The sequence below is a fragment of the Micromonospora sp. NBC_00858 genome (assembly GCF_045207365.1).
Taxonomy (GTDB): domain Bacteria; phylum Actinomycetota; class Actinomycetes; order Mycobacteriales; family Micromonosporaceae; genus Micromonospora.
In genome coordinates, this window is sequence record NZ_CP108828.1 from 1972018 (window position 1) to 1987395 (window position 15378).

At 72.7% G+C, this 15378-nt stretch carries 12 protein-coding genes; 6 read left to right on the plus strand and 6 right to left on the minus strand.

The window, feature by feature from the left end; all coding sequences use genetic code 11:
* Positions 1–169: 169 nt before the first annotated feature.
* From OG990_RS09300 to OG990_RS09320, 5 genes are read right to left on the minus strand one after another with little or no spacing between them, the layout of a single operon-like run.
* Complete coding sequence (locus OG990_RS09300) at positions 170–1348, minus strand: Gfo/Idh/MocA family protein (protein WP_406079868.1); 1179 nt, start codon at positions 1346–1348, stop codon at positions 170–172.
* Complete coding sequence (locus OG990_RS09305) at positions 1345–2838, minus strand: mannitol dehydrogenase family protein (protein ID WP_406079870.1); 1494 nt, start codon at positions 2836–2838, stop codon at positions 1345–1347. Before OG990_RS09305 ends, OG990_RS09300 begins: the two co-directional genes overlap by 4 nt.
* The gene (locus OG990_RS09310; RefSeq protein WP_406079871.1) at positions 2829–4133 is read right to left on the minus strand and encodes an enolase C-terminal domain-like protein; all 1305 of its coding nucleotides are present in this window, start codon (positions 4131–4133) and stop codon (positions 2829–2831) included. Before OG990_RS09310 ends, OG990_RS09305 begins: the two co-directional genes overlap by 10 nt.
* Positions 4130–5566 carry a glucuronate isomerase gene (gene uxaC / locus OG990_RS09315; RefSeq protein ID WP_406079873.1) on the minus strand — a complete coding sequence of 479 codons (1437 nt, stop codon included), beginning with the start codon at positions 5564–5566 and terminating at the stop codon, positions 4130–4132. Before uxaC ends, OG990_RS09310 begins: the two co-directional genes overlap by 4 nt.
* 25 nt (positions 5567–5591) lie before the next feature.
* Positions 5592–6920, minus strand: coding sequence for a Gfo/Idh/MocA family protein (locus OG990_RS09320; protein WP_406079874.1), 1329 nt, complete (start codon positions 6918–6920; stop codon positions 5592–5594).
* Between the two features lie 239 nt (positions 6921–7159).
* On the opposite strand from OG990_RS09320, the gene OG990_RS09325 reads away from it, so the two are divergent.
* The 6 genes from OG990_RS09325 to OG990_RS09350 are packed head-to-tail and all read left to right on the plus strand — an operon-like array spanning position 7160 to position 13079.
* The gene (locus tag OG990_RS09325) at positions 7160–8290 is read left to right on the plus strand and encodes a LacI family DNA-binding transcriptional regulator (RefSeq protein WP_355608756.1); all 1131 of its coding nucleotides are present in this window, start codon (positions 7160–7162) and stop codon (positions 8288–8290) included.
* Between the two features lie 19 nt (positions 8291–8309).
* Positions 8310–9656, plus strand: coding sequence for an ABC transporter substrate-binding protein (locus OG990_RS09330; RefSeq protein WP_386982181.1), 1347 nt, complete (start codon positions 8310–8312; stop codon positions 9654–9656).
* 31 nt (positions 9657–9687) lie between these two features.
* Positions 9688–10671 carry a carbohydrate ABC transporter permease gene (locus OG990_RS09335; RefSeq protein ID WP_406079875.1) on the plus strand — a complete coding sequence of 328 codons (984 nt, stop codon included), beginning with the start codon at positions 9688–9690 and terminating at the stop codon, positions 10669–10671.
* Positions 10671–11570: a carbohydrate ABC transporter permease gene (locus OG990_RS09340; RefSeq protein ID WP_406081706.1), complete on the plus strand. Its 900-nt coding sequence runs from the start codon at positions 10671–10673 to the stop codon at positions 11568–11570. The genes OG990_RS09335 and OG990_RS09340 overlap by 1 nt, the downstream gene beginning before the upstream one ends.
* A complete protein-coding gene (locus tag OG990_RS09345; protein WP_406079877.1) occupies positions 11554–12183 on the plus strand; it encodes a hypothetical protein in 630 nt (209 codons plus the stop codon). Before OG990_RS09340 ends, OG990_RS09345 begins: the two co-directional genes overlap by 17 nt.
* A complete protein-coding gene (locus OG990_RS09350) occupies positions 12180–13079 on the plus strand; it encodes a PmoA family protein (protein WP_406079878.1) in 900 nt (299 codons plus the stop codon). Before OG990_RS09345 ends, OG990_RS09350 begins: the two co-directional genes overlap by 4 nt.
* 49 nt (positions 13080–13128) lie before the next feature.
* Here OG990_RS09350 and OG990_RS09355 read toward each other — a convergent pair whose 3' ends face one another.
* Complete coding sequence (locus tag OG990_RS09355; RefSeq protein WP_406079880.1) at positions 13129–15366, minus strand: hypothetical protein; 2238 nt, start codon at positions 15364–15366, stop codon at positions 13129–13131.
* Positions 15367–15378 lie beyond the last annotated feature (12 nt).

Sequence of the window (15378 nt, forward strand, 5' to 3'; positions counted from 1 at the left end):
CGGTAGGTTCGGTGTTTTATGAGAGTCAATATGGCGTGTGTGCAGGAATGTTGCAGTTGTTCGGCTCGATCGGCATTGCCCCGACCTCACCGGTCGAGGAATCGGGGGATCTGTCCGATGTGGCCCGTAGGAGTCCGGGCGGTGTTTGCACTCCGGTTGCCGTCGCCCCCTAACCCGCCAGCTCCGCGCGGTACACCGGGGTCGCCCACGGCACCGCCAGCTCGCTCGGCAGCGCCCCCCGTTCGGCCGTCCGGCGCAGTACATCGACGATGCCCCGCAGGTGGCGTACCCGATCTCCGCCCTCGCCCACGTCCGCGACCAGGTCGCCGTCGAGCAGCCGGGGCTCCGGCGCGGCCCGCAACGCGTCCAGCAGCGCGGTGAACGGCGCGGTACGGGCCAGCGGGGCGATCAGCGGCACCCCGTCCGGGTCGGCCCGGTGCGCGAGCAGGTTCTCCAGCAGGCCCCGCCGCCCCGGGACCCGGCGGGTCACCACGTCCCCGGGCAGCCGTAGCCGGTCCGTCGGATACTCCAGCACTGCCCGCCCCGTTGTGCCGGTCACCACCACCTCGCCCGCCACGAACTCCTCGGCGGCCAGGGTCACCGCCGCCAGCACCGGCGGACCGGCGCGGAACCGGACCCGCAGCACCGCGGTGTCCTCCACCTCGATCGGCCGGACCCGGTAGCGCTCCACCTCGATCGCCGTCGGCCACGGCGGCGCACCGCCCAGCACCTCGGCGACCGCCAGGCACTGCATCACCGCGTGCGCGAGCGGGTTGGCCAGCGCGCCGTCCAGTACCGGTCGGCCGTCCAGGGTCCGTTTACCGGCCCACGGGGACCGGACGTAGTAGGCGTCCGGCCGTTGCCAGGCGGCGACCGTCGCGATGCCGGTGACCGTGCCCACCCGGCCGGCGGCCAGCGCGTCGGTCAGCGCGGTCAGCGCCGCCGAGCCGAGCGCCTGGAAGCCGACCTGGGCCACCCGGCCGGTGGCCGCCAACGCCCGGGTCAGCTCCTCGTGCTCGGCCAGCGACAGCACCGGCGGCTTCTCCAGCAGCAGGTCCGCGCCAGCGGCCAGGGCGTCCCGGGCGATCGGCAGGTGGGTGTGCGGCGGGGTGCAGATCACCACCACCTCCGGCCGCGCGGCGGCGAGCATCGCCCGGTGGTCGGTGAACACCCCGACTCCGGGCGGCACCGGCGCCGCGGGCTCGTCCTCCACCGGCCGGACGTCGACCAGGGCGACCAGCTTCAGCCGTCCGGCGGCGTGCAGTGGCGCGATCACCCGCCGGTGCCACCGGCCGTGCCCGTTCGCCCCGATCACCGCCACCCGGGTCGGCGGCGTGTGTCCGTTCACCAGGCACCAACCAGCGTCGCCTCGACGCCGTGTCGCTCCAGCGCGGTCAGCCAGGCGGTCACCTCGGCCCGAACCTCGTCGTCCCCGGCCACCTCGGCAGGGATGACCTCGCGCAGCGCGAAGACCGCGTCGACCACGCCGGCCGGGCTCTGCGTGCCGGCGTCCAGCGCGGCCCGGATCGCCCCAGCGAGGGGATCCTGCAACGGCAGCGGCCGGCCGTCGTCGGCCTGGCCCAGCACGAAGCGCAACCAGGCGGCCACCACCAGCGCGCCCCAGCGGGCGGACCTGCCGGACGCACGCAGGTCGGCGATGGTGTGCAGGATCCGTTGCGGCAGCTTCTGTGAGCCGTCCATCGCCACCTGCAGGGTGCGGTGCCGGATCGCCGGGTTGCCGAACCGAGCGAGGACCTGCTCGCCGTAGTCGACCACCCGTACCCCGTCCGGCGGGGTGAAGCTTGCCGCCACATCCTCGGCGATCAGCCGGCGCAGCACATCGGTCAGGTGCGGGATCTCCAGCGCGTCGGCGATCGTCTCCCGCCCGGCCAGCGCGCCCAGGTACGCCGCGGCCGAGTGCACGCCGTTGAGGGTGCGCAGCTTCAACCGCTCCCAGGGACCGGCGTCGTCTGTGAGCACCGCCCCGGCGTGCTCCCAGCCCGGCCGGCCGCCGGGGAAGTCGTCCTCGATCACCCACTGCGCGTACGGCTCGGCGGCCACCGCGGCCAGGTCGGTCACGCCGAGCGCCCGGCGGGCCGCCTCGATCGTCTCCGGGGTGCTGGCCGGCACGATCCGGTCCACCATGGTGCCGGGGCAGGTGACGTTGCCGGTCACCCAGTCGAGCAGCCCGGCGGGTACCCCGGCGGCCCGGCCGACGGCCTGGTCGACCAGGCCGCGTAGCCGCCGGCCGTTGGCCGGCAGGTTGTCGCAGCTGACCAGCGCCACCGGCCCGGCGTCCGCCGCGGCCCGGGCGGCCAGCCCGCGCAGCAGCAGCCCCGGCACGGTGGTCGGGGGCCGGCCGCCGGCCAGGTCCGCGGCGAGCGCCGAATCGGGGCACAACTGGCCGGTCACCGGGTCGAGCTGGTACGCCTTCTCGGTGACGGTCAGCGTCACCACCCGCACCGCCGGATCGGCGAGCAGCGCCACCACGGCGTCCGGGTCGCTGGCCGCGTGCCGTACCCCGCTCAGCGCGCCCACCACCCGGGTGGCGCTACCGGCGGCGGAGAGGGTGCTGACGCTGAACAGGTTGTCCTGCGCGGCGAGCGCCTCGACGAGGGCGGTGCTGCGCGGGGCGACCGCCACGATGCCCCAGTCGCCGCCGGCCGCACCGACCGCGGCCTCGGTGTAGACGGCCTGGTGCGCCCGGTGGAACGCACCGAGCCCGAGGTGGACGATGCCGGCCGGCACGGTGCCCGGCCGGACCAGCGGTTGGGCCTCGGCGGGCAGTCGACGCAGCATGCCCAGGCCGAGTCGGGAGGCGCCGACGGTCACCGCCATGCCGGGCCGTCCGGGAAGCGGAACTCGGCGATCGACGCGGGCTTCATGGTGGCGCTGTAGCCGGGCCGCTCGGGCAGCAGGTAACGGCCGCCCCGGGTACGTACCGGGTCGACGAAGTGCTCGTGCAGGTGGTCGACGTACTCGACCATCCGCCCGTCCAGGCCGGTGCCGACCCGCAGGTAGTCGAAGATCGCCAGATGCTGGACGTACTCGCAGAGGCCGACGCCGCCGGCGTGCGGGCAGACCGGCACCCCGAACTTGGCCGCCAGCAGCAGCTCCGCGAGGACCTCGTTGACGCCGCCGACCCGGCACGCGTCGATCTGCATCACGCCGATCGCCTCGGCTTGGAGCAGTTGCTTGAAGATCACCCGGTTGGCGGCCACCTCACCGGTGGCCACCCGGCACCGCCCGTCGGTCAGCTCGGTGACCGCGCGGGCGATCCGGGCGTGCCCGAGGATGTCGTCGGCGTGCGTCGGCTCCTCGATCCAGTACGGGTCCACCTCGGCCAGCACGGTCATCGCGGTGATCGCTTCGTCGACGTCCCAGACCTGGTTGGCGTCCATCATGAGCAGCGCGTCCGGGCCGATCTCGGCCCGGATGATCCGGGCCCGGCGCAGGTCGTCGGCGAGCGGGCCGCCGACCTTCATCTTCATCGCCCGCCAGCCGTCGTCGTACGCCTGCCGGGTCAGCGCCCGCACCTTGTCATCGGGGTAGCCGAGCCATCCGACCGAGGTGGTGTACGAAGGGAAACCACTTTCCGTGAGCTCCGCGAGCCTGCCATCCCCTCCGATCAATCCCTTGTCCAGGATGGCGGCGGCCTCGTCCGGGGTGAGCGCGTCGGTGATGTGCCGAAAGTCGATGCTGGCGACCAGCTCGTCGGTGGGCAGTTCGGCGAGGAACCGCCACATCGGCTTGCCGGCCAGGGTGGCCCGCAGGTCCCAGACCGCGTTGACCAGTGCGCCGGTCGCCATGTGGATGACGCCCTTCTCGGGGCCCAGCCAGCGCAGCTGCACGTCGGCGCTGAGCGATCGCCAGAACGCCACCGGCTCGGCGGCGATCTCCTCGACCGTGCGTCCCTGCACGTGGTGGGCCAGCGCGCGGACCGCCGCGCAGGTGATCTCGTTGCCCCGGCCGTTGGTGAAGGTGAACCCGGCGCCGGTCGGCCCGGCGTCGGTGCCCAGCTCCACGTATGTCGCCGAGTAGTCGCCCCGGTTGATCGCGTCGGAGCCGTCGCCCCGGGCGGCGGTCGGGAACCGCACGTCGTGCACCTCGACGGAGGTGATGGTGACCGTCACCGCTGTTGTTCCTTCCCAAAGTTGAAGACCCGCTTCGGCAGCCGGTACGCCAGGTCGACGATGGTCTCGGCCGCCTCGTCCATGGGCAGCCGGTGCTCGGCGACCAGCCGGGCCAGGAAGCCGGCGTCCACCCGACGGGCCACGTCGTGGCGGACCGGGATGGAGCAGAACGCCCGGGTGTCGTCGACGAACCCGGTGGTGTTGTAGAAGCCGGCGCTCTCGGTGACCGTCTCCCGGAACCGGCGCAGCACCTCGGGGGAGTCCAGGAACCACCAGGGCGCGCCGAGCAGCAGCGCGGCGTAACCGCCGGCGAGCGGCGCCAGCTCGCGGGTGAAGGTGTCCTCGTCGAGGGTGTAGAGCACCACCCGCAGCCGGGGGTCGTTGCCGTAACGGTCGAGCAGCGGGGCGAGCGCGTGCACGTACTCGGTGGCCTGCGGGATGTCGCCGCCGACGTCGCGGCCGTGCCGGGCGTGCAGCCAGCGGTTGTGGTTGCGCACCGCGCCGGGGTGCAACTGCATGACCAGGCCGTCGTCGAGTGACATCCGGGCGAACTCCACCAGCATGTGCGCCCGGAACGTCTCCGCGTCGGCCGGGCCTGCCTCGCCGCGCCGGCCCCGGTCGTACAGCCGCGCGGCCTCCTCCGGAGCCAGGTCCAGGGTGCGCGCGGTGGGGTGACCGTGGTCGGAGGAGGTCGCCCCGGCGGCGATGAACGCGGCCCGGCGGGCCCGCAGCGCGGCCAGGTAGCCGGTGTACGTGCCGGTGTCCTCGCCGGCCAGCTCGCCCAGTCGCTCCACATTGGTCGACCAGCCCTCGAACTCCATGTCCACCACGTCGTCCGGACGGAAGGTGGTGACCACCCGGCCGCCCGGCCCGCCCCAGCCGTCGGCGGCGAGCTTGGCGTGCTGACCGAGGTCGTCCAGCGGCGACTCGGTGGTGGCCAGCACCTCGATGCCGAACCGTTCGAACAGCGCCCGGGGCCGGAAGTCCGGCTCGGCGAGCCGGGCAGACAGTTCGTCGTAGAGGGTGTCGGCGGTGGCCGGGCTCAGCGGGGTGTGCACCCCGAACACGGTGCGGAACGTCTGCTCCAGCCAGAGCCGCGACGGGGTGCCCCGGAACAGGTGCCAGTGCGCGGCGAAGCGCCGCCAGATGACCCGGCCGTCGGTCTCCACCGGGCTGCCGTCGCGGGTGGGAACGCCCAGCTCCGCTGGGGGTACGCCCTGGCTGAGCAGCATCCGGGTCAGGTAGTGGTCGGGCACGATGAGCAGTTGCGCCGGGTCCGGAAAGGGCTGGTCCTCGGCGAGCAGGGCCGGGTCGACGTGCCCGTGCGGCGAGATGATGGGTTGCTCGGCGGCCAGCGCGTACAGCTCCCGGGCCAGCGCGCGCTGGCCGGGCTCGGGTGGCAGGAGCAGGTCGGTGTGGTCGAACGTCGACACGGGGCTGGGCTCCTCGTCGGGTGGGTCAGCGGGGGGTGAGCAGGTCGGCGACCCGGACCGGCTGGCCGGTCTCGAAGGACCGGTTGGCGGCCAGGCCGGTGAGCAGGGCCAGGGCGCCGTCGTCGGCGGTGGCTGCGCGGTCCAGCGGGTCGGGGTGGCCACCGAAGAGCACGCCGGTCATCCGGGCGTCCGCGCCGCCGTGCCCGTGCCGGGTGCGACCCTCGACCGGGATCTGCCGGGGCGGGGCCCAGAACGGGCGCAGGGTGAGCGTCGCGCCGCCGCCCTCGGCGGGCGCCTCGGTGCCGTGCAGCGCGGCGCCCTTGACCGCACCGGCGGTGCCTCGGTCGACGAAGTCGTTCTCGGTGACCTCCAGCTCCAGCCGGCCCCGGCTGCCGTTGACCATCACCCGGTAGCCCTCCCAGGGGGCGTACGCGGTGAGGTGGTAGGTCATCGTGGCGCCGGTGGAGTAGCGGGCGAGCACCGCCATGTCGTCCTCGATGCTCACTCCCGGGGCGAAGACGTTGCGGTCGCGCTGGTAGCCGTCCTCGGCCTCGCCGTCGAGGTACAGCTCGCGCAGCCGGGGGTGCGCGTCGAGTCGCAGCGCGAACGGGTCGTCGACGGCGGCGGGGGAGCCGTGCGCCCGTTCGTAGTCGCGGGCGTAGCCGTGCCGGCGGCCGGTGTCGCCGTAGAAGAACAGCCGCCCGGCCGCGTACACCTCGACCGGGGTGGCGGCCAGCCACCAGTTGACCAGGTCGAAGTGGTGGCTGGCCTTGTGCACCATCAGCCCGCCGGAGGTGGCCTTGTCCCGGTGCCAGCGGCGGAAGTAGTCGGCGCCGTGCCGCACGTCGAGCAGCCACTCGAAGTGCACCGAGCCGATCTCGCCGACCGCGCCGTCGGCGAGCAGCCGGCGGACCTGCTCGTGCAGGGGGTTGTAGCGGTAGTTGAAGGCTACCGTCACCCGGCCGCCGGTCTCCGTCACGGCGTCCAGGATCCGCCGGCAGCGCGGCGCGTCCACGGTCATCGGCTTCTCGGTGACGACCTCCCGGCCGGCGCGCAGCGCGGCCACCACGTACTCGTCGTGGGTGACGTCGACGCTGGTCACCAGGACGACGTCGATGCGCTCCTTGTCCAGCATCGCCAGGAAGTCGCCGGCCGGGTAGGTGGCCACCGGCCGGTGCCCCAGCTCGGTCAGCCAGCGGTTGTGCGCGTCCATCCTGGCCTGGTTGACGTCGGCGAAGGCGACCAGCTCGGTGGAGTCGGCGTGGTCGAGCACCAGTGCCCGGACGAACATCTCCGCCCGCGCGCCGGCGCCCACGACGGCGTACTGGACCCTGCCGTCGGCACTCGGTGACATTCGGTCGCCTCCCCGGATGATCCTGCAAAGGTTTGCAGTGAAGTAATCATGCGCGATCCGATCGCGTCAACGAGGGCGGCACAATCGGCGGTAAATGTCAGTGTTTGCGGGGCTGTGAGTCGCCAGTGGGAGCGCTGACGCAACAGAACCGTAATCGTCCACCGTTGACACTGGCGCAACCGTTTGCATTAATTGGCCCCACCCACGTGACCGCCGCCACATCGGACGAAGGGGCCGCCGTGCCAGTCACCATCCGGGACGTCGCCCGTGCCTCCGGGGTGCACATCTCCACCGTGTCCCGCACCTTCTCCGCTCCGCACCTGGTCAACCCGGAGACCCGGGTCCGGGTGCTGGCCTGCGCGGAGGACCTGGGCTACCGGCCGAACCGGGCCGCCCGGGCCCTGATCACCGGGCGGACGCACAACATCGGGCTGATCATCGCGGACATCGCGAACCCGTTCTTCCCGCCGCTGATCAAGGCGGCGGAGAGCCAGGCCCGGCACCGCGACTACCACGTCTTCGTGGCCGACACCAACGAGGACCCGACCACCGAGGAGGAGTTGGTCCACGCGCTGGCCAAGCAGGTGGACGGGGTGCTGCTGTGCAGCCCGCGGATGAGCAACAGCCTGATCGAGCAGCTCAGCCGCGAGGTCCCCCTGGTGGTGGTGAACCGCCAGGTGACCGGCCTGCCCTGCGTGCTGATGGACGTCGGGCAGGGCGCCCGGGCGGCGATCGAGCACCTGATCGGCCTGGGCCACACCCGCATCGCGCTCCTCGGCGGGCCACGCAGTTCGTGGACCAACCGGGAGATGCGCCGGGCCGCCGCCACGGCCGCCCGGGCCGGCGGCGCGGAGTTGACCCTGCTCGGCCCGAACGCGCCCACCGAGACCGGCGGGTCCGCCGTCGCCGAGCAGGTGCGCCGCAGCGGGGTGTCGGCCGTGCTCGCCTACAACGACCTGATGGCGATCGGCCTCATCGAGGGGCTGGACGCGCTCGGGGTCCGGGTGCCGCAGGAGGTGAGTGTCGTCGGGGTCGACGACATCGCCCTGAGCCGGCTCACCCGCCCCAAACTGACGACGGTGGCCACACCCACCGCGGCCGCCGGCCGGACGGCCGTCGACATGCTGCTGCAACAGGACACCGAATCACCGCGCGGCGCGCGAGGGCTCGGTGCCGGCACGGCGCTCGGCGTCCGTCGTACCACCGCACAGGTAATGCTCCAGACCGACCTGGTCATCCGCGACTCGACCGGCCCGGGCCCGCAGGCCCGACCGGTACGTCCCCTGGCCGCGCCGCAGAGCCCGGACCCGCATTGCCCTGCGGGCCCGGGCACCCCGACCGCGGCCACCGGTGACGCCGTCGCCTCCTAATGCCGAGGAGTGAGCGCACATGCACCCCGCAACGCCCCCCACCGCCAGCGCGTCCGTCGGGCGCACCCACCGTACCCCGCTGCCCCGGCGGCGGCTGCTGCGCGGCCTGCTCGCCGCGACGGTCGCCGCACCGCTGCTGTTCGGCGCCGCCGCCTGCGGCGGAGACGACGAATCCGCCGATCCCAACGCCCCGGTCAAGCTGTCCATCTTCTGGTGGGGCGGCGACGCCCGGGCCAAGCTGACCGAGGACGCCCTGGCCCTCTACACCAAGAAGCACCCGAACGTGACCTTCGAGAAGACCTGGCAGGCCAACCAGGGCTACTTCGACAAGCTGGCCACGCTCACCGCCGGCGGCAACCCGCCGGACCTGTTCCAGATCGACGACAACTACCTGGCCGAGTACGCGGCCCGCAACACCACGCTCGACCTGACCTCCTACCAGGAGTCCGGCAAGCTGGACACCTCCAAGTTCCCCGAGAGCCTCTGGCAGTACGGCGTGGTCGACGGCAAGCTCGCCGGTCTGGCCGCCGGGGAGAACACCCAGGGTCTGGTCTACAACAAGACGCTGCTGACCAAGAACGGCCTGCCCGAGCCCACCACCGGGATGAGCTGGGAGGCGCACATCGCCTGGGCCGAGGAGGTGTCGAAGAAGACCGGGGTGCCCGGCACGCAGGACCCGAGCGCCGACTACAAGGCGTTCTGGGTGTGGCTGCGCCAGCAGGGCAAGGACCTCTACAAGGGCAAGGAGTTGGGCTTCACCGCCGAGGACGTGACCGGGTGGTTCGACCTGTGGAAGGGCGCCCGCGACCGTAAGGCCACCCCGACCGCCGACGTCATCCACGAGGGCAACTCCAGTGACGTCACCAAGCAGTTGGTGGTCACCGGCAAGTCGGCGACCTCCTGGGTCTGGGCCAATCAGATGCCCGACCTGAAGAAGAACACCAAGGACGAGCTGGGCGTGATCGCCTACCCCGGTGACCCGAGCGCGCAGTGGGCCCGGGCCTCGATGTACTGGTCGGTGTTCAAGGGCAGCAAGAACAAGGACGTCGCGGTCGACGTGATCAACTTCCTGAACAACGACCAGGAGGCGGTCAAGCTGCTCGGCACCGACCGGGGCCTGCCGTCCAATCTGGACCTGCGTCGTGTGGTCAGCGACGACACCACCGACCCGGCGATGAAGCAGTCCATCGCCGTCGAGGCGGAGCTGACCCAGAAGTTCGGCAAGTCTCCGCAGGTGCCGATCAAGGGGCACAGCAAGGTCAAGTCAGAGCTGATCAAGGCCGCCGAGAACGCCCAGTACGGCCGGGCCACCCCCGCCGCGGCAGCCGCCCAGTTCATCGAGGCGTGCAAGTCCGCCATCGCCTGACCGCCCCACCAGGCGAGGAGAGGAGCTGTTCGTGGCGTTGACCACGGCACCCGACCCGACCCGACCTGGCCCCGGATCCGTCCGGGCCCACGCCGAGAGGCGCGGGCCCGGACGCCTCCGGCACAGCGAAGGTCTGGCGGGGTACGTCTTCCTGTCGCCGTGGCTCATCGGCCTGATGGGTGTCACGGCGGTCCCCATGCTGTTGTCGCTCTACCTGAGCTTCACCAACTACGACATCCTCACCCCCTTCTCCGAGGTGGAGTGGGTGGGGTTGGCCAACTACGAACGGATGTTCACCGCCGACCCGTCGTACTGGCACGCGGTGCGGGTGACCTTGACCTTCGCGCTGATCGCCGTGCCGCTGAAGCTGGCCGCGGCGCTCGGCGTGGCGCTGCTGCTCAACCGTGCCTGGCGTGGGGTCGGGTTGTTCCGCGGGCTGTTCTACCTGCCGTCGCTGCTCGGCGGCAGCGTCGCGCTGGCCATCGTCTGGGTCAACATGTTCAACCGTGACGGCGCGTTCAACTCGCTGCTGAGCCTCTTCGGCATCCAGGGCAAGCCGTGGGTCAACGACCCCGACTGGGCCCTGGAGACGCTGATGGTGCTGGCCATCTGGCAGTTCGGCGCGCCGATGGTGATCTTCCTGGCCGGCCTGAAGCAGGTGCCCACCGAGCTGTACGAGGCCGCGTCGGTCGACGGTGCCGGGCGCTTCCGCCAGTTCCGCAACGTCACCCTGCCGATGCTCTCCCCGGTGATCTTCTTCAACCTGGTGCTGGAGACGATCAACGGCTTCCAGGGGTTCACCGCCGCGTTCGTGCTGAGCAACGGCACCGGCGGCCCGGTCGACTCCACCCTGATGTACACGCTGAACCTCTACATCACCGGCTTCACCGACCTCGAGATGGGCTATGCGTCGGCCATGGCCTGGGTGTTCCTGCTCGCCATCGCGGTGATCACCGCGATCTTCTTCAGCACCGGGCGGTTCTGGGTGCACTACTCCGACGGGGAGGACCGGTGATGGTGGCGGTGACCCCGACGGCCGGCGTACCGACCGGGCCGGCGCCGACAGCGCGTCGGCGCACCGGCGGACGGTCTGCACTGCGACTGCTGATCCTGGTGGCGATCGTCGCCGTGGTGCTCTACCCGCTGATCTGGATGCTGGGCACCTCGGTGAAGTCCCAGGAGGAGATTGTCAACAACGTCGGGCTGCTGCCGGAGCGGTTCACCCCGGGCAACTACACCGCCGGGTGGTCCAACTTCGACGTCAGTTTCGGCCGGTTCTTCCTCAACAGCGCGATGGTCAGCCTCCTCACCGTCGTCGGCAACGGGCTCTCCTGCCTGCTGGCCGCGTACGCCTTCGCCCGGCTGCGGTTCCGCCTGCGGGGCATGTGGTTCGCCGTCATGATCGGCACGCTGCTGCTGCCCCAACACGTGCTGATCGTGCCGCAGTACATCCTGTTCCGGACGCTCGGGCTGGTCGGCGGCGAGTGGCCCTACCTGCCGCTGCTCATCCCGCAGTTCCTGGCCACCGAGGCGTTCTTCGTCTTCCTCATGGTGCAGTTCATGCGGGGCGTCCCACGCGAGCTGGACGAGGCGGCCCGGATCGACGGCGCCGGCCCGTTCGGCATCTTCCGGCACATCATCCTGCCGCTGAGCCGTCCCGCGCTGGTCACCACGGCGATCTTCTCGTTCATCTGGACCTGGAACGACTTCTTCCGGCAGTTGGTCTTCCTGTCCCAACTGGAGGACTACACCGTGCCGGTCGCGTTGACCCTGTTCATCGACTCGACCAGCCAGAGCGCGGTCGGGCCGATGTTCGCCATGTCGGTGCTGTCGCTGCTGCCGGTCTTCCTGTTCTTCGTCGCGTTCCAGCGGATGCTCGTCGAGGGGATCAACACCAGTGGTATCAAGGGCTGAGCCGGAGGACACCGGCGTTCGGCGGGACTGGCGCGACGTCGCCCGGGACGCGGCCGACCTGGCGCTGCTCGGCATCCTGCTGGTGCTGGCGGCGGCACCGCTGGTCACCGCCGCCGCAGCGGTCGGCACGGCCAGCGCGGCGGTGCACGACTGGACCCGTACCGGCAGTTGGCCGCCGGCGCGGGCCACCGTGGGCCGGTTCGGTCGCTCGGTGCTGCCCGGCGTGCCGGTCAGCCTGCTGGCGGTCGCCGTGGCCGGGCTGCTCGCCGCCGACCTGACGGCCCTGGCCACCGGCCGGGTGCCGGGCGGCCCGCCCGCGCTGCTGCTGACCGCGCTGGTCACGGCCGGCCTGGCCGGGTGGGCCGGGCTGGTCGGCGTCGAGGTGGGCGGGAACGGGGGCGGGCGGTGGCGGGCGGCGGCCCGGTCCGCCGCCCGCGCCTGCCTCGACCAGCCCGTCCGCTGGGCAGCCCTCAGCGGGGTGACCGCGCTGGCCGGGCTGCTCGGCGTCCTGGTCACGCCGGTGGCGGTGCCGATCCTCGCCGGCTACACGGTGGCAGCCCTGTACGCCGTCGCCGGTCGCCGGTCGCTCCCCGCCCACCCGGAGCTGCCATGACCACCGAGCGCCCGTCCGCCCACAGCGCCACCGACCCCAGCCCGGCCACCATGACCGAGGAGCCGGCGCGGCTGCTGGTCGATGGGACGGAGGTGGCCCGGTACGTGCTCGACCCGGAGCTGGACGTGCGGCACGGTCCCCGGCCGTACCTGCACCCGGTACGCACCCTGGGCGGCACGGTCGTCACCGACGCCCTGCCCGCCGACCACGTGTGGCACCTCGGCGCCTCCCTCGCCGTGCAGGACGTGAACGGCGCCAACCTCTGGGGCGGACGCACCTACGTCCGCGACGTCGGCTACACCTGGCGCGACGACCACGGGGTCATCGCGCACGCCGGTCACGTCGAGCGGGCCTCGGACCGGTACGCGCACGACCTCCAGTGGCGTGACCGTGCCGGCCGGACGCTGCTGACCGAGCGCCGTCGGCTGGCCGCGTCAGCGGTGGCGCCGGACGCCTGGCGGTTCGACCTGGATTCCGCCCTCACCGCCCCGGGCGACCGGGAGGTGCGCCTGGGCAGCCCGGCCACCAACGGTCGGCCTGGTGGGGCCGGCTACGGCGGGTTCTTCTGGCGGGCCGCCGCCGACGGGGACCCGGCCGTGTTCACCGCCGACGCCGAAGGGGAGGAGGCGGTCAACGGCAGTGCGGCGCCGTGGCTCGCGCTGACCGGCGTCGGGCCGGGTGGCGGGGCGTACACCCTGGTCTTCGCCGGTCTCGGGCGCGGCGACCGGTGGTTCGTGCGGACCGCGATGTACCCGGGGGTCTGCGTGGCGTTCGCGTTCGACCGGCCGGCCGTGGTCGTGGCCGGCGAGACCCGGCACGGCCGGTACCGGGTGTGGGTGGCCGACGGGACGCTCGACCGGAACCGGGCTGCGACCTTGGTCGGGGCGGTGCCCTGAGGCCGATGTGCACGCCCGGGGCGCCGACGCCGACCGACCGTGGGCGTGGTCAGCGGGAGCGATCGGTCAGCTCGCGGACCGCCGCCTGATACGCGGCCTGGGTGTGGTACGGCCAGTGCCGCTCGACCGGGGGCGGCACGGTATCCGCCGGGTCGATGGTCAGGCTGCGGGGATCGCGGAGCCGGATGTCGACGTCGTCTGCTGCCGGGTCGGCGCAGGACCGCGGTGCGTCCGAGGCCCCGGGGAAGATCGGCCCGCTGATCGGATCGGTGTCCCGCCACAGGTTCCGCCACCGCCACCCGATCCGCTCGCCCAGGTCGCAGAGCGTCTGCGGCCCCAGGTACGCCGGATAGAGCCGGGCGTAGGTGCGGCGTAGCGGCGAGCCGTAGGTCAGCAGCGAGACCCGGGACAGCACGGACGGCGGTAGTTGCAGGATGGTGGCGGCGGCGAGGACCGAGCCGTGACTGTGCCCGGAGAGGATCACCGGCCCGTGTGCGGCGAGCCCGGTGACCCGTTTCGCCAACTCCGGAACGGTGCGGGCGGCGTAGCTGGGCGGCGCGAACGGGTGGACCGTGCGGGGCCAGAAGGTGCCGAGGTCCCACAGCACCGCCACCACCCGGCGGGTCTGGGAAGACCGGTACGCGCGGAAGCCGAGGACCATGAGGCAGATCACCAGCAGGCTGATCACCCACACACCCGCGTCGGTGACGTAGGCGGCGACCACCGCCGGCGCGCCACCGCGTCCGCCGAGCCGGGCCGCGAGCTGGGTGGGACCGATCCCGATCAGGTCCAGGGCGACGGTGACCAGCCCGAGCGACGCGATCACCAGGAACGCGATGAGCACCGGGCCCAGCTCCTCGGTGAACCGGGACCGGGCGATGGTCTCCCGGACCAGGCGTAGCCGGTTCTGCTCCTGCGCCGGCACGTTCGGGTAGTCCCGCTCCACGACGCGTGCCGCCAGCCGGCGTCGTCGCTGCCGGCTCAGCAGGAGCGTGGCCGAGGCAGCCGCCGCGCCCACCAGCAGCGCGGCGAGCCCGGCGAGTGCGGCCCACCAGTAGGCGACCGGCGGCTCCAGCGGGCCGAGGCTCGACGCGTTGGGCCGGATCGGATCGGGAATGTCGCCGTGGTCGAGGGCGTCGGCGGTCCGGTAGACCAGGGTGGCGGTGAAGGCCGCGCCGACGCTCACCGCCGACGCCGCCATGATCGGGGTGCCGAGCCCGCGCAGGAAGTGGCGGGCGTGGGCGCCGGCAGTGCGCTGGCGGGCGTACGTCACGACGGTGAGCACGACGAGCAGGACGCCCTGGGCCGCGACCACGCCAGCTGCCGCGCCCTCGTACCCGGGCAGCTTGCCGGACCCGGACGGTGCCGCGCCCGCGAGGGCGGCAGAGCCGAGGCACAGCACACTCACCCCCGCGGTGGCGGCCCACACCGATCGCAGTAACCGCCGGGTCCACGCGGTGGTGGCGGGCACGGGCAGGCAGAGCAGGACCACGCAGAACACGAGCAGCCCGACGGCCGCCACGAACTGCACGATGTGCCCGGATACGCCGACGCCGCCCGGCGAGATGCCCGCCAGCAGGCTGACGTTCAGTGTGCCCACGCCGAGCGCCACGTGGACCTGGCGCAGCCAACCGATCGTCCGCTCGTCGTGCCAGAAACCGGCGTCTTCGAGGCCCTCGGTCTGACCGGGGGCGGGCGGTTGCGCGGACGACGGGCCGAAGCCCTCGAACGCCCGCGCGGACCGGACGCCGATCGCCCAGACGACCCGCAGCGCGAGCAGTGGGACGAGCGCGAGCAGAGCCAGCCGGGGTCCGGGCGGCAGCGTGTAGAGCCAGGCCAGATAGGGGCGGCTGGCCCGGCACCCGGGGTAGGGCACGCACTGCCAGCCGATCAGATCCAGCGTGACGCCCACGATCGCCAGCACGAAGGTGGCGGTGAGGGTGCCGGCGAGCAGCCGGCAGAGCACGCCGAGCAACCCCCACCGGTCCTGCCCCGGCGGCCGCAGCCAGATGGCCAGGTTGCCCAGCATGAAGGGCAGCAGCAACAACATCGAGGCCGACCGGACCGCGGCGCCGGCGGTCAGGGATCCCCAGTGGTACGCCTCGACGGTGACTCCGGGGGTGGCCCCACCGGCGACGCCGCTCCCCGGACGGGGTCGGAAGAAGCCCGCGTGGGTGTCCCCGGCGACCCGGACCACGATCGGGTGATCGAGGATCCGTTCCGCGGTCACCCCGGAAACGCCGTGCACGCGCAGCTCCACTGCGTCGCACGCCGGCGTCCCGTCCACGCCGCCAGGATC

What these genes read in the sequence shown, in the direction of transcription:
- OG990_RS09305 (WP_406079870.1), bottom strand. Translation starts at nt 2,838, where the DNA reads ATGGCGGTGACCGTCGGCGCCTCCCGACTCGGCCTGGGCATGCTGCGT.
- OG990_RS09340 (WP_406081706.1), top strand. Translation starts at nt 10,671, where the DNA reads ATGGTGGCGGTGACCCCGACGGCCGGCGTACCGACCGGGCCGGCGCCG.
- OG990_RS09320 (WP_406079874.1), bottom strand. Translation starts at nt 6,920, where the DNA reads ATGTCACCGAGTGCCGACGGCAGGGTCCAGTACGCCGTCGTGGGCGCC.
- OG990_RS09350 (WP_406079878.1), top strand. Translation starts at nt 12,180, where the DNA reads ATGACCACCGAGCGCCCGTCCGCCCACAGCGCCACCGACCCCAGCCCG.
- OG990_RS09330 (WP_386982181.1), top strand. Translation starts at nt 8,310, where the DNA reads ATGCACCCCGCAACGCCCCCCACCGCCAGCGCGTCCGTCGGGCGCACC.